Below are 14,303 nucleotides of genomic sequence, written 5' to 3' on the forward strand. Positions count from 1 at the left end.
CCGCGCTCTTGTGAAGCCGACCTTGTCGAGGGTCGGCCGACCGGGACGAAAATCCACGCTTCAATTCCTGTCGGCCGGCTTGGAACGCATGCGCGAAACCGTCTCGCGCTCGGCGCGCTTGGAGCGCAGCGGCGGCAGGCCGCGGTCGATCAGGTCCATGTCCTCCAGCACCATATCGCCCATGCGCTTGAAGGCGATGTCGAGCGCGCCGGCACGGTGAGCCGAGCGCAGGAAGCCGGGCAGGGTGCGCACCGGATGGTCCCGCGCCAGCGGTTCTTCGGGGAAAACGTCGCTGGCGGCGACGATGTGGCCGCTCTTCACCGCCGCCATCAGCGCCGGGAAGTCGACCACGCCGGCGCGGCTGAGCAGGATGAAGGCGGCGCCCTTGCGCATGCCGGCAAAGGCCTCGGCACCGAGAAAACCCTGGTTCTCGCTGGTCACCGACGCAACGACGAAGATGAAGTCGCTGGTCGACAGCACCTCGTCGAGAGAGGCCGGTTCGACGCCATTGTCGATGAGGATCGATGGCGGCAGCCAGGGATCGAAGACTTTGGTGCGGGTGCGGAAACCCGACAGCAGCCGGTTGAGCGCCCGGCCGAGATCGCCGAAGCCGATGATGCCGACATCGGCGCCGGACAAGAGCCGCGCCGTGTGGTTGCCGTCGCCGCCCCACAGTTCCTGTCCCTGGCGGAAGGCGAGATCGGCATCGACGATGTCGCGGGCGAGGTTGAGCGCCATGGCAAGGCCAAGCTCCGCGACCGGCTCGGCGAACACCAGGCCGGTGGTGACGACATGGATGCCGCGCGCGAACAACGTCTCGTAGGGCATGTTGTTGATGAGGTTGGTCTCGACATTGAAGACGCAGCGCAGCGCCTTCATCCGATCAAGCGTTTCGGGCGATATGGGCGGCTGGCCGATGATATAGCGCGCCTCGGCCAGCACGTCGGCCGGCAGTTTCGCGATGCCGTCAGCGGTCGTCTCGACAATGCGATAATGCGCCTTGAGCCGCGCCAACTGCCGTGCTGTGAAGATCAGGTCGAGCGTGCGTGGTTCCGGCGCACTGATGACCAGCGGCAAGGCGCTGTTGGACATAACTATTCCCTCTGTTCCCGATGGCCAAAATACCTTGGATGAAACGATTTACAACATCGCGCGGAGAGGCAAGACGGGGCGCTGTTGCCAGCGCGTTCAGCACAGCCCTTGGGCAGGACCAAGCGGGGCCAGACGGAACACTAGCCGTCTCTAAAAGTTGATGCTTGCGGCATGTGGTGCCCTCCATCGCCTGCCGAAGATCGGGGCCTCAGATCGGCCCGCGCCTTTCTGCCGAGAGAGCGCGGGCTTACGCCATGCTGGGCGCCCGCCGCTGTCCCAGATGCCGGACCTTGCGGCCGATGATCATCAACTGGCGCGCGGTGTTGTTGCGCAGGCGCCTTGCGCGCCATTCCAGTCCGGTGCCGGCGGTGATCGACTTGGCATAGTAACTCACCCGCATGCCATCCTCATCGGCAGCCACCTTGACCGGGTCGTCATAGAAAGCGTTGATCTTGTCAGCCGCCATGCCTGGTGTTTCGAGCCATCGTGGAATGTGAACCGAATGGAGCTGATCGACGTCGGTCATCACCCGGCCGATGCCGACGCCCGGTGTTGGACACGTCGTGCAGAAGGCATCGCCGATGAAGATGACCCCGTCGCGGCGATGGCCTTGCGTGGTGCTCAGACTGATCTGTCTGACCTCGACAGGACTTGCGACTTCGAAGTTGCCACATCGCGCTGCTATTTCGGGCATCAGCTCGCAGAGCATCTTTTGCGGCTCCTGGCGAAACGCCCGCGTCCACGCTTCGGCCACATTGCGATAGAGGAACATGTTCGCCCGCATCTTGTCGCCGAGGGGAAAGATGCTGATGTAGGCGATACGGTCGGCAGCCCGCCTGCTGTAGCAGGTGACGGACTGATGACCGAAATTACGCGGCGAGATGGCGAGGTCGAATCCCATCGACAGTGAATGCGCCTTCGATTGCTCGATACGCTCGACGCCGACAGCGCGCCGCACCGCCTCGCCGTGGCCGGTTGCCACCACCAGCAGGCGGGCATCGATGACGGCGCCGTCGGCCAGCACAAGCCGCTGCCGGTCCGGTCCAGTCGAGACTTCGGTTACCTTGCCGACCGTCAGCGGCACTTGCGCAGGCAAGGCATCGCGCAGGCCATTGATCAGCGCGCCGTAGGAGAATGTGAATTCAGCCTTCTTCTCATGCGCGAAAAACTGGCCGAGGCGAAAGACATGCGTGTCGGTCGTCGAGGTGACGAGACGCTTGAGTGTCGCATCGAGGCCGAGCTTTTCGAACAGCAGCATCTGATCCATGCCGATCTTCTCGGCCCGGAACTCCTCGTGGTGGACGCGGTGCGGATCGATCAGCGCCACCTTGCGCCCGGCTTTTCCCAACAGCATGGCTAAGGTGGTCCCAGCCATTCCGGCACCGACGATCGCCACATCGACTTCGGCCGGGCAGGCCTCTGAGATACTCATTCTGCTGCCCTTTCTGGTGGCAACTGCACGTTCACAATCTCCGGTAGAAAATATCTTCCGGACCTGAATCAACCGCAAGCAACCGGAGCGCGTGCCTGGTAGTAACCAATGTTTAGGTTAATCGCGGGCCCGCTGCTTCCAGCGCGGTGCGATCGCCGAGCCATCGATGAACTCAAAGCCGCCAGCCTCGTTGAGCGTGTGAAGTTTACGCCCACTCCATAGCGCACCTGGATGCAAGATGTTTTCAACGACCTGCTCCATCCCGATCAAATCAAGGTGAGAAATGCGTGCGATGCCAAGCGCCGCGCCATAGCTCCTGCGGCAGTCCTGGACCGGGCGCAGCAGGTCGTTGCCGCGCCTGACCATGCGGCCGGCCGGCCGCGCCGAGGCGATGTCGATCAGCACGGGATTTTTGGGATGCGGCGCCCAGGGGCCGCGAAAATCCGGCGCCGACCACAGATGCAGCGTGTCGGAGAAGGCGCCGCCGCCATCGCGGACGGTGGCGAACAGCCACCAGGCGCCGCCATGCTCGACAAGCGTGGCGTCGCTGGCCACGACACCGGACAGAAGCGTCGCCTCCTTGACCCATCCGCCGGGAAAGGCGGTGGCCCGGTAGAGATCGACGGTGCCGTTGGCGCAGCTTTCCGGCACCATCCAGACCTCGCCGTCGCGCTCGAAGACGAAGGGGTAGGAGAGATGGTAGGGCAGATCCAGCACCGGTTCAGGCCTTCCGAGCGGGCCTGCCGGGCCGAAGGGCACGGCGGAGATGATGGCTTTGCCGAGCTGGTGAATATAGTCCTCGACGAACAGGGTCAGCTGGCCCTGGTAGAGGATGGGAAACGGATCGGCGTAGAAGCGGCTGCCATCGTCCGGCAGCTCTTGCCAACCCGACGCCGGATGCGCACGCAGGTCGAACAGATCGGAACCCCCGGTTTGCCGCCAGCCGACCTTCCAATGCGGCGCGTTGTAGCAAAGGTGATAGATCTTCTGGACGATCCGCCGCGCCAGCGCCTTGCCGGCTCTGACCCCAAGCTTGCCGGCCGAGGGCATTGGCGGCGGGCTGCCTGCCTGCGCCGGCTCTGGCAGATCGGGCACCGACTTTGCCGCGCCTGACATGGCAGCGACGATCAGGCTTGCTGTGCGCGCCAGCATATCCTGGAAGGACGCCAGCGCGATGCCGCCATATTCTGTGCCCAGACGCCCGGCGGCGATCGCAACGCCGTTCTCCTCGATGCGGGCAAGCGGCGTGCGGCCGGCGAGGGTCAGGGCCAGCAAGGCCGCTTCCCCGCTGGCGCCGTCATAGGTGACGCGCCAGACCCGTGTGCTTTCCAGCCTGACATCGCCGCAGAGATCGACGACCAGGTCGGGCGAAGCGGGGGACCGCCGATAGGGCGCGAGCGCCGAAAGCGGCACACGCTTGGCTAGTCCATCATGGGCCAGTCCATCATGGGCCAGTCCGTGTATCGCCGTTTCGAGTTGAAACAGGGCCGCGGCGCTGCGCGGAATGCCGCCGCCCGCCGGCCTGACATCGACGGACAGTTCGACGTCGCCGAGCGCGGCAAGGCGCTCCAGCAGCGTGAGATGAAAGGCGCGGACGCAGTCGCCGTCCAGGCGTAGACTTATCTGCATGGTGGAGGTCCGAAAAGGCGGTGCCCGGCCTTGCCGGCCAGGCCGGTCCGGTCAAATTGTAACCCCATCTGCATTCGTCTCCGCTCGCTGCGTAGCCAACACCTCGATATGTATATTTTTAAGCAAACCGCGTGCCAAAATTCACGTCACCTCTCAACATAATTAACAATGTTTTAACAGTTGGAGGAATAGCTAGGTTATCGCCGCAAACTGATCTTGCCGGCATATGGAGTATTGTCGGAGGCAGCCATGCAATCATCCCTGCCCATGGTTCCTCAGCAACACTCTCCGGATGCGGCACGCGCGGGATCATACGCAGCTTCGACTGTCGAACTGGGCGACCTGAAGCGCATCCTGGTGCGCCGCCGGTTCTGGATCTTCGGCACTGTCGCGCTGCTGACGCTGGTCGCCCTTCTCTACGGTCTTTTTACGCCGGCGCTCTACAGCTCGGCGGCGGAAATCCTCATCGATCCGCAGGACCTGCAGGTGGTCACCAACGACGTCAATCCCAGCCGTATCTCACCCGATGGCGGCATCACGCAGGTCGAGAGCCAGGTCAGCGTGGTCCAGTCGACAGGTGTGCTGATGCGGGCGATCGCGGCGACAAACCTGACGCAGGATCCGGAATTCAACGGGCAGGGCTTGCTGTCGCGCCTACTCGGTTCGGCATCGGCCGAAGGCGACAGGTCGGTGCAGACACTCGACGCGCTGCGCCGGCGCCTGGCGGTCAAGCGGGCCGACAAGGTCCTGGTCCTGGACGTCATCGTCACCGCCAAGAGCGCCGACAAGGCCGCCCTCCTGGCCAATGCCATCGCGCAGGCCTACCTGGTCGATCAGGCGAGCGCGCGTGCGAAAATGGCCAGGGACGCCTCCGAGTCGATCACCGCCCGGCTGGACGAGCAGCGCAAACGCGTCCAGCAGGCCGAGAATGCCGTCGAGGCCTACAAGTCCGCCAACAACATGGTGATGGCGGCAGGCAACCTGGTCAGCGACCAGGAACTGACCGAGATCAATACGCAGCTTGCGGCGGCGCAGAGCCGCACCGCGGCGCTGAAGGCGCAGGTCGACCAGATGCGCCGCCAGAGCGGCACGGCGGACGCGACCTCGGAAGCAATGCGCTCGACGGTGATCTCGAGCCTGCGGGCGCAAGAGGCGACGCTGGTCGACCAGGTCTCGCAGCTCGGCACGGAGTTGGGGCCGCGTCATCCCTCGCTGATCGCAGCCCAGCAGCAGCTGCGCGACACGCGCCAGCTGATCGCGCGCGAACTCGGCCGCATCGCCACCGCCACCGAGACCGACTACGAACGGGCGCTGGCCAACCAGCAGGCGCTGGAAGCCAAGGTGGCGGGCATGAAGAGCAAATCGCTCGACACCGACCAGGCCTCGGTGCGGCTGCGCGAATTGCAGCGCGATCTCGAGGCGCTGCGTTCCGTCTACTCGAACTATCTCCAGCGTGCCCAGGAGACGCGCGAGCAGATCAATGTCGACAGCACCAATGCGCGCATCATCTCCAACGCCATGCCCGCCTTGAAGAAGAGCTGGCCGCCTTTGCCGTTGCTGTTGCTGGGCGCGATATTCGGCGGCCTCGGGCTCGGCACCGGTCTGGCGTTGATCGCCGAATATTCCTCGCCGACGGTGCTTTCCAGCGCCCAGATGCAGTCGGCCATCGACGCGCCGGTGCTGGGCGTGGTGCCGGCAAAGTCGGGCACTGGCCGGCGCTGGTGGCCTTTCGGCGGGGCGCGCGCCGTCGCCTCCAGCCAGAAGACCGACGCCGTCGTCGGCCTTGCACTGAGGCGCATGTTCAGTTCGGGCCAGCGTCCGGCGGACTGGCCGCTGGTGCCTTCCATCCTGGTGACATCGTCGCCGGGCGAGGGCGCGCAGCGCAGCCGGGTGGCGCGGCTGCTGGCCGATGCCGCGGCATCCAGGGGCAGCCGTGTGCTGTTCATCGATGCCAATGCCGGCGGCGACCAGAAGGATCCGCAGCCGGGAGTCCTCGATGTGCTGCGCGGCGAGTACGCCTTCGAGGCCGTCAGCCATTACGCAGCCGGCAGCAACGTTGCCGTGCTGGGCAGGGGCCGCTCAAAGGCGGTCTTCCAGGAAGCGCATGGCATCTATTTTGCGCAGCAGATGCTGGCGCGGGCCAGCCGGAGCTTCGAACTCGTCGTCATCGACGGCGGCGCGCTGGCCGACAATCTCAATGCCTCGCCGCTGGTCGCCATGGCCGACGAGATCGTGCTCGTCGCCACGCTGAACGCCACCCCGATGCGCGACGTCACGACGACCGCGCAGGCGGTTTCCGTCATGGGGCGGTTGCCAACGGCCGCCTTGCTGGTCGACGAGGCCGCCTGATATGGCTGCCAGTTGGAGCGCAAGCGCTTCGAACCATGGTGTTGCCGCACCCCGCGCCGGCACGTCGCTCGATGCGCTGACGCGCTTCGGACTGATCGCGGCGGTAGCGGTGCTGTTCAGCATCTCGGGCGGCATGCTGTGGCTGGTCGGCTACAATTATGATGGCCTGTTCGGCAACCCGGCGACCAAGATCCACCCGTCCACCTATCTCATCGTCCTCCTGTTTGCCTGGCGTTCCTGCGCATCAGGCAATCCGGTGGGCCATATCGTCCATCTCGCCGACAGGCGGCCGGCCAGCGCGCTGATGGCCGCCATATCGATCGTGCTTCTGTTCGTCGTCATCGCAAGGCAGCGGCCCGGCATGGCCGGCATGATCGATACGTTCGTGGCCGCGGCACTTCTGGTCCTGATGCTCAGCGAGGACGACGAACGGACCTTCGCCGGGCTGCAGACCGTCGTTCACGTGGTCATGACGGCGAATGCGCTGCTTGCCCTTTTCGAGTTCGCCACCAAGACGCTTATCTTCCCCTATCGCCTGGACGGCGTGGCGTTTACCACCGATCTGCGCTCGAGCGCGCTGCAGGGGCATCCGCTTGCCAATGCCATGGTGACGTCGATCTATGTGCTTGCGCTGCTCTCCGGTGCCAGATCCCTGTCGATGCCTGTGCGGATAGGGTTGATCGGCCTGCAATGCGCGGCACTCGTCGCCTTCGGCGGCCGCACGGCGATGGTGACGACGGTGGTGCTAGGCGGCTGCTACCTGCTTTTTCAGGGCACCACCAAATTGCGCCAGGGCCGCGTCAATCTCTTGGGTGCGGCACTCGGCTTCATGCTTGCCGCACTGCTGCCGGTCGTCATCATAGTGGCGGCATATCTGGGCTTTTTCGACGCGCTGCTGGAGCGCTTCGTGTCGGACAGCGGAAGCGCCAATGCCCGCGTCGAGATGTTCGAGCTTTTCAAGCACCTGGAATTGCGCGATCTGATCGTGGGGCCGGATGTCGAGCTGATCGACAGCCTGCGCCGCATCAACGGTCTCGAACAGGGCATCGAGAACCCGATCATCCGCACGGTCCTCTATCAGGGCGCCTTCTTCACCCTTTTGCTGACGTTCGGCTTCGTGCTGTTCCTGTTCGAGGTGGCGCGCCGCTGCCATGCCGGCATCTGGCTGCCGATGCTGGGCTGGGTCATCCTGATCAACACTTCGGAAAGCGTCGCGTCGAAGACGACGCTGCTGACCAAGTTCGTGGTGCTGGCATTGGTGCTTTACCGGCCGGCGCGGGCAGCTTTCAGACCGGTCAGTCCACCGGCATGGTCAGGCCAAGCGCCGCGATGATATCAGGGTCCACCGCCCGGGTGGTATCGTCCATCATGCCCATGCCGTCGAAGAGATCCCACAGTGCCCAGGCGAAGCCGAGTTCCTCGGCGCTCCGCCTGACATCGGCGATGTAGCGCCCGCGATCCGGGTTGGGCGCGGCGACATAGCGGGCGTCGGTGCGCAGCGCGCCGAACTCGCCCATGATGATGTGTTCCGGCGCAAGGCCATGCGCATCTCCCCAGTCGCGAACCTGGCGAAGATACTTGTCGACAAACCAGCGGTTGGGCCGGGCGTCGAAATAGACTTTCAGCACACGCTCGGTCTCGGCATAGGCGGCTTTCTTGGCATCTTCAGGGGTTTCGGTGTCCTGCGCCATGCGCGCCCTGACCGAGGCCAGCGTCTGTTGCAGCGAGCCGGCGGATGCCGGCCACGGCACATTGTTGAGCGACCGGTAGACGGGCTCGCGCATCCAGGGCGCGCCCTGATGGCTGAACAGATAGGGCTCATAGAAGTGAAAGGTGAACAGGATCGGTTCGAAGGGCGACAGCGGTGCCGGATCGAGCGCGGTCAGTCCGCTCACCATCGAGCCGCAGCCTCCGGTGACGACCAGCGGCAGGGTCGCTGCCGATGCCCTTGCCGCCGTCAGAAGCGCGAGCTGAATTTGCAACCAGACGTTCGACGCGCAGGCCTGCGCCGGTTCGTTGACCGGCTCGAGCGCCACCCTGCCGGGCTGGAACCGCGCCAGCCTGCCGGCAAGCTCGCCGACCAGCCCGCGATAGAGATCGAAGGCGGGTGCCACGGTGCTGGAGACCATGCGGTCGGGGTTCCAGTAATGGGTGGCCGCATTGGCCTGGATGTTGACGATGATGCCGAGACCGGCGTCGAGGGTGGCCGTGACAGCCGCGTCCAGCATGTCCAGCAACTTGCCGCGCGTGGCGGCGTCGGCGGCCAGGAAAGGGCCGGGATCAACAGGCAGACGGATGAAATCGAGCCCGGTCCCGCGCAGCCGACGCAGGTCGTCCGGGGTCGGCACCGGCCGTTGCGACTGGAAGGGCGGCCAGTCATAGTCGGTGCGCGGAGCGGGAAATTCGCGCGTCAGCGAGAACCAGGGCCAGGCGTTGACGCCGCGCCGAAATCGCGGCCCGGCGGCTGCGCGAGCGATTGGTGCGACCGGGAGCGAGCCGAGAGCCGCCGCGGTGGACAGCGCCGTCCGCAGCACCCGCCGGCGCGACCAGCCTGTCATACGGTTCCTGGCGATGCGTGATCCATCGCGGTGGTCTTGGCGGCAGTCATGCCGAGCAAATGATAGGCCTCATTTTCATAGGCAAGCAGGACATCGTCCCAGCGAAAGGCTTCGCGGGCGCGCGCCCTGGCGGCAACGCCGCAGGCCTTGACCAGGGCATCATCGTCCAGCGCCTGCTGCATCCGCTTGGCGCAACTGTCCTTGTCGGTGAAGTAGATCGCCGCAGCCCCGGCGGTCCATCTGTTGTAGGGATTGTCGTGGGCGATCACCATGTTGCCGGCCGCCAGCGCCTCGACCAGCGAGGGGTTGGTGCCGCCGACCGTGTGGCCATGCAGATAGGCGCGGGCGTGGTATCTGAGCGCCTTGACCGTCGCCTGGTCGTAGATGGCGCCCGGCAGGACCACCGAGCCATTCGCCGCCTTGCGGATGGCGGCATGATAGGGGATGTCGTCGGACAGCGTTCCCAGCACCACCAGCTTCATGTCGCGCTTGGCGGAGCAAAAAGCTTCGACGATCGGCAGGATGTTGTTGTCGGGTTCGATGCGGGCGATCGAGATGAGATAGCGCCCGGGCTCGAGGCCGAGCGCCCGCACCGGCGCCTCGGGCGCTGATGTCACCGGATCGGCGCCATAGGCGATGGTGGCGATGGCGCTGCGCGGCCGGCGTGTCGCCAGGTGATCTGCGATGGCGGGATGATCGGCGACCAGCCGATGCGAGGCCCATGCGCCGATCCATTCGTTGAGCCAGAACCAGGTTCGCGCCGCCATTCCCCATTTTGGGCGGCGCCACTCGATGCCGTCCATGTTGGTGAAGATCTTGCGTCGCTTCAGCCTGAGCCAGGTCAGGAAGACCGCGCCATTGTAGCCGAGCACCAGGCAAACACCCGGTCGCCGGGCGGCGTCGCGGGCGCATTGCCAGTCGAATTCCAGCGTCGCGCGCGGTCCCTTGGAGGCGACCTGGATGTGAATGAGCTCGATGCCGCGCCAGGTTTCGCTGCGCACCCTCTGGTCGATCCGTTCGACCTCATCCTGGCAATAGACGCCGACTTTCCAACCGCGCCCGACAAGAAACAGCGCCAGTTTTTCGGCAAAGGTTTCAAAGCCGCCATGGGCCGCGGGTATGCCGCGGGTCCCCAGGATCAGAATGGCGGGCGTTGCTGGTTTCATGGCCGGCGGCACTTTCACATGTCTCATATATTAGATATTGCTTAATTTATAATGAGCAGGTGGCAACTTCCGTGCCACCTCCCGATTTCGGTATCCTGCGAGGGATCATCGCGCGGGGTTGTAAAAAAACGGTGTTGAACCCTGTGGTTGTTTCATTCTCGGTCAACCCTTCTGTGCGTAGCTGTATCGAAACGAAGCAATGCCTGGGGCGTACGGCCGGCAGTCGGGCGTATCGAACCGATAGTCGGACATATCAACTGATAGTCTGATGTATCGAACCAGGCATGATTCTTGCGGACGGGCTTCTGCCACAATCGCCCAGCGCGATGGTTGTAGCACCCGGCGGGATATAAAGATGCGGATTGCCTGCGTTCATCAGGGTTATGAACTCTATGGTTCTGACCGAAGCTTCGCGGAGAGCGTTGCCGCGCTGCGCGCTGCGTTTCCATCGGCCGACATCGAGGTGGTTCTGCCGCGCAGCGGGCCGATCGTGCAGATTTTGGAAGCCCATGCCAGCCGGATCGTCTTCGAACCGCTCTGGGTGCTGAGGCGCCAGGCCGTCGCCCGTCTTGCGACGATCGAGATGGCGCGATTGCCGGTTGCCGTGTTCAGAGCGTGGCGGCGCCTCAGGGATTGCGACCTCGTCTATGTCAACACTTCGATCGTGGCCGACTATGCGCTGGCCGCGCGCTTGCTGCCTCACAAGGTGGTCCTGCACATCCACGAGATCCCAGAAGGCGCCATGCGCAGGATACTCGTCGGCCTGATGCACTTGAGCCATGCGGATCTGATCTTTAACTCGCGCGCAACGCGCGCCGCGTTCGGCGAACCCAAGACCGCGCGCACGCATGTCGTCTACAACGGCGTTGCCGGGCCGGCGGCGGTCGAACCGACGACCTATGACGGCAAGCGGCCGTTGCGGGTGCTGCTGCTCGGCCGCATCAACAGGATCAAGGGGCAGGAGGTCCTGCTGGAGGCGATCGCCTCGATGCCGGCGGAACTCCAGTCGAGGATCGAGGTGCGGCTGGTCGGCGGCGCCTTCGAAAGCAGCGAGCGCGAGCGCGCTTTGGCCGAACTGGTCGAGACGATGGACCTCACCGGGCGCGTCAGCGTCCTGCCTTTCATACCCGACCCTTCGGAGCATTATCGCTGGGCCGACATCGTCACCGTGCCGTCGCGGCGTCCGGAATCGCTGGGGCGCGTCGCCATCGAGGCGATGGCCTACGGCCGGCCGCCGCTGGTGTCGGCCATTGGAGGGCTGGTGGAAGTGGTCAGCGACGGCGAGACGGGCTGGCATGTTCCGCCCGGCGACGCAGCAGCTCTTGGCGCGAAATTGCAGGAGATCATCCTCGCCCCTGAGGCCTGGCGCGGTTTTGTCGCCGCGGGCCGAGCGCGCTACGAGGCGATTTTCAGCGAGCCGGTCGCGGCCGCCGCGATCGCGGCGATCGCCGCCGACAAGCTAAAGACGACCATGGCGCGGCCGGGGCGGGCGCGGGCCGCCCGCGAAGCGGAGACACGCCCGTGAAGTTTGCGGTCCCGAGCCATTTGGTTCGACGCCTCGTGCTGATGATCGGCGGCGAGGCGATGCAGAGCGGCTTTCACTTTGCCCTCAACATCATGCTGTTGCACCTGCTGTCGGCACAAGGCTACGGCCTGTTCGCCATCGGCATGGTGATGGGCGGCGTCGGCCTGTCCTACATCAGGTCGCTCACCGCCGTTCCCGCCAGCATCTGGATGAGCAAAAGCACCAACAGCGCCGGCGTCGATGCCTATGACGTGGCGTTCGGAACGGCGGCGCTGATCGTGGCGTTGCTGATGGCCATCGGGACAGCTGTTCTGATGCATCTGCTGGGCGATCCAAGCGGAATTGCCGCCGGCTGCTTCGTCGGTGCCTGGTCGTTGCGCAGCCATATGCGCACGGCTTTCTTCGCACGGCGCCAGCAGGTTGTCGTCTCCGTCAGCGATGGCGCTTTTACAGTCGCCGGCTGTGTCCTGACCGGGCTGTCGATCTGGTTGGTCCAAGACCCGCTGCAGACCGTGTTCTATGCACTAGCCGCGGCAAATGTGTTCGGCATTTTCGTGCTGGTGCGGCTGGCTCGGCGCTCGCTTCGCATCAGCTTCCGCATGCCGACGCGGCGACGCTATGTCAGGCTCTGGCCCCAGCTGCGCTGGTCGGCATTCAGCGCGACCACCACCAACATCCAGGGTCAATGTCTGGCGCTGCTGGTCGCCGGCATTGCCGGGCCAGCCGCCTACGCACCGCTGGCGGCGGTTCTGGTGCTGTTTGCTCCGCTACGCATCATCAGCCTTGCGTTCGTCAACATGACGCAGCCGGATCTCGCCAGGCTGATGCGGAACAATGAAACAGGCCGTGTCTGGACGCAGGCCAAGATCTGGGCGCTCGTCATGGGGCTCGGCGGCCTTGCTTATGGATGTGCGATCATGTTCGTCCTGCCGATGATAAAATCCCAGGCTCTCCAAGACGCTTCGACCTGGTTCATCGGACTTTTCGTGATCGCGAATTTTGTCCCTATCATGCTCTATATCATGCCCCGCATCGTGCTTGAAATACTCGGCGATTTTCGGATCGTCGCGTTCATCACCACGGGCGGCGCGGTCGTCGGCCTGGCGCTGATCGCGGCCCTGCTGGCAATCGCGTCTCCGCCGTGGGCGTTGTTGGGTTCCGCGGTCTCCGAGATGTTCGTGCTCGTGGCATCGTGGTATTTCGCGCATCACCGCATGTGGAATATCGAGCATCCCGATGAGGCGCGCGACAGCCGGTTGGGCGCGTGGCGGCGCACGCTGCCGTTCGCTACGGCAAAGCGATAGGAAAAAACATGGCAGTCCAGGCGGTGCAAATTGCTGCGGTGGCCGGCTCGCCCGATGGCCAGTCCTCCCATCCGGCCACCGTCGTCGCCATCGATGCCTACACGGCGCGGCTCCACACCAGCCTGGAAGCGGTGAGGCCGCTCTGGCTGCGCCTCCAGACGGACGGTGTGTGCACCGCCCACCAGAATTATGCCTGGGCCGAGGGGATCGTTGCGCGGCTGATGCCGCAAGGTGCGGAACTGCTCATCGTGGAGGTAAACGATGCCGTCACGGGTGCGCCGCGAATGCTGGTGCCGCTGATACGGCGACCGGCCTTCCGCCATCGGGTGATCGAATGGCTGAGCTGTGGCGTTTGCGACTATTCGGCACCGCTGCTGGCCGATGCCAGCCCGTGGACGACGCAATCGGCGCAGGCCGCGTGGGCCGCGGTGCGTTCCGTGCTGCCGCCGGCGGACCGCATCCAGATCACGGGAATTCCGCAATCGATCAGCGGTGTCGCCAATCCGCTAGCCCTGCTGGCGGCCACGCGCGATTCCCTGCATACCAGCTTCGGCCTCGCCATCGACGGCGATCCGGAAACCGTCCTCAAGCGCCTATGCCGGCCATCCTTCGTCAAGGCTTTCAACAAGGACTGGCGTCGCCTCGAACGGCTTGGCGGCGTGGAACTGGTCGAAGCCAACACGCCGGCCCTGGTGGAGGTCATCTTCGGCGGCCTGGTCCGGATGCGGCTCAGCCGCTTTCGCGAACTGGGCCGCTTCGACCTGCTGACGCAGGCGGCGGTTGTCGACTTCTATCGAAACGCCGCTCTCGAGGGCCTGTCGGATGGGTCGGTGCGGCTCTTCGGGTTGCGTGTGGGTGAAGCTCTTATCGCGGTCCAATACCTGCTGATCCATCAAGTCACCGTTCATGCTCTGCTGATCTCAATCGATCAGGGCGCGGTGCCCAATGTCTCGCCGGGACTTCTGATCATGGGCAAGTTGATGAGCTGGGCGCGCGGGCGCGATTTCAATTATTTCGACCTGTCGGTAGGCAACCAGAGTTATAAGGAACATATGGGTGCCTTGGGTTCGGGCCTGCGCGAGCTTTGCCACGGGATTACGGTGCGAGGCAGCGCCGTGAGCGCAGCCATCGAGATCCGCAACCGGGCCGAGGTGTTCGTGCGCTCCAAACCTCGGCTGCTGAAGAGGCTCCAGGGACTGATGCGGGGTTTGCGGCGCCTGCGTGGGGGATCAGAATGACGGGAGAAGC

The 14,303-nt window shown here is 64.7% G+C and carries 10 protein-coding genes; 5 read left to right on the forward strand and 5 right to left on the reverse strand.

From position 1 onward, the window contains the following. Positions 1-60: 60 nt before the first annotated feature. The 3 genes from NKI99_RS13325 to NKI99_RS13335 form a co-directional block, all read right to left on the reverse strand. Positions 61-1,092 carry a hydroxyacid dehydrogenase gene (locus NKI99_RS13325; RefSeq protein WP_352611059.1) on the reverse strand — a complete coding sequence of 344 codons (1,032 nt, stop codon included), beginning with the start codon at positions 1,090-1,092 and terminating at the stop codon, positions 61-63. 247 nt (positions 1,093-1,339) lie between these two features. Beyond that, on the reverse strand, positions 1,340-2,524 hold the full coding sequence (locus NKI99_RS13330) for an FAD-dependent oxidoreductase (RefSeq protein ID WP_352611060.1): 1,185 nt from the start codon (positions 2,522-2,524) through the stop codon (positions 1,340-1,342). Positions 2,525-2,641: 117 nt separating this feature from the next. After that, complete coding sequence (locus NKI99_RS13335; protein ID WP_352611061.1) at positions 2,642-4,153, reverse strand: glucosamine inositolphosphorylceramide transferase family protein; 1,512 nt, start codon at positions 4,151-4,153, stop codon at positions 2,642-2,644. 249 nt (positions 4,154-4,402) lie between these two features. On the opposite strand from NKI99_RS13335, the gene NKI99_RS13340 reads away from it, so the two are divergent. Together NKI99_RS13340 and NKI99_RS13345 are read left to right on the forward strand one after the other, a co-directional pair. Next, positions 4,403-6,502, forward strand: coding sequence for a GumC family protein (locus NKI99_RS13340; RefSeq protein ID WP_352611063.1), 2,100 nt, complete (start codon positions 4,403-4,405; stop codon positions 6,500-6,502). Position 6,503: 1 nt separating this feature from the next. After that, the gene (locus tag NKI99_RS13345; protein WP_352611064.1) at positions 6,504-7,835 is read left to right on the forward strand and encodes a VpsF family polysaccharide biosynthesis protein; all 1,332 of its coding nucleotides are present in this window, start codon (positions 6,504-6,506) and stop codon (positions 7,833-7,835) included. Here the strand turns inward: NKI99_RS13345 and NKI99_RS13350 are convergent. After that, positions 7,798-9,060, reverse strand: a complete 1,263-nt coding sequence (locus NKI99_RS13350; protein WP_352611066.1) for a glycoside hydrolase family 5 protein — start codon at positions 9,058-9,060, stop codon at positions 7,798-7,800. The genes NKI99_RS13345 and NKI99_RS13350 overlap by 38 nt on opposite strands. Continuing rightward, positions 9,057-10,226, reverse strand: coding sequence for a DUF1972 domain-containing protein (locus NKI99_RS13355; RefSeq protein ID WP_352611067.1), 1,170 nt, complete (start codon positions 10,224-10,226; stop codon positions 9,057-9,059). The genes NKI99_RS13350 and NKI99_RS13355 overlap by 4 nt, the downstream gene beginning before the upstream one ends. A gap of 355 nt (positions 10,227-10,581) precedes the next feature. Here NKI99_RS13355 and NKI99_RS13360 point away from each other — a divergent pair, with 355 nt between their 5' ends. From NKI99_RS13360 to NKI99_RS13370, 3 genes are read left to right on the forward strand one after another with little or no spacing between them, the layout of a single operon-like run. Continuing rightward, positions 10,582-11,751, forward strand: coding sequence for a glycosyltransferase (locus NKI99_RS13360; RefSeq protein ID WP_352611068.1), 1,170 nt, complete (start codon positions 10,582-10,584; stop codon positions 11,749-11,751). After that, a complete protein-coding gene (locus NKI99_RS13365; RefSeq protein WP_352611069.1) occupies positions 11,748-13,055 on the forward strand; it encodes an MATE family efflux transporter in 1,308 nt (435 codons plus the stop codon). The genes NKI99_RS13360 and NKI99_RS13365 overlap by 4 nt, the downstream gene beginning before the upstream one ends. 8 nt (positions 13,056-13,063) lie before the next feature. Then, entirely contained in the window at positions 13,064-14,293 is a 1,230-nt protein-coding gene (locus tag NKI99_RS13370) for a GNAT family N-acetyltransferase (RefSeq protein ID WP_352611070.1), read from the forward strand. Positions 14,294-14,303 lie beyond the last annotated feature (10 nt).

The organism is Mesorhizobium sp. M0239 (assembly GCF_040321815.1).
Lineage (GTDB): Bacteria > Pseudomonadota > Alphaproteobacteria > Rhizobiales > Rhizobiaceae > Mesorhizobium.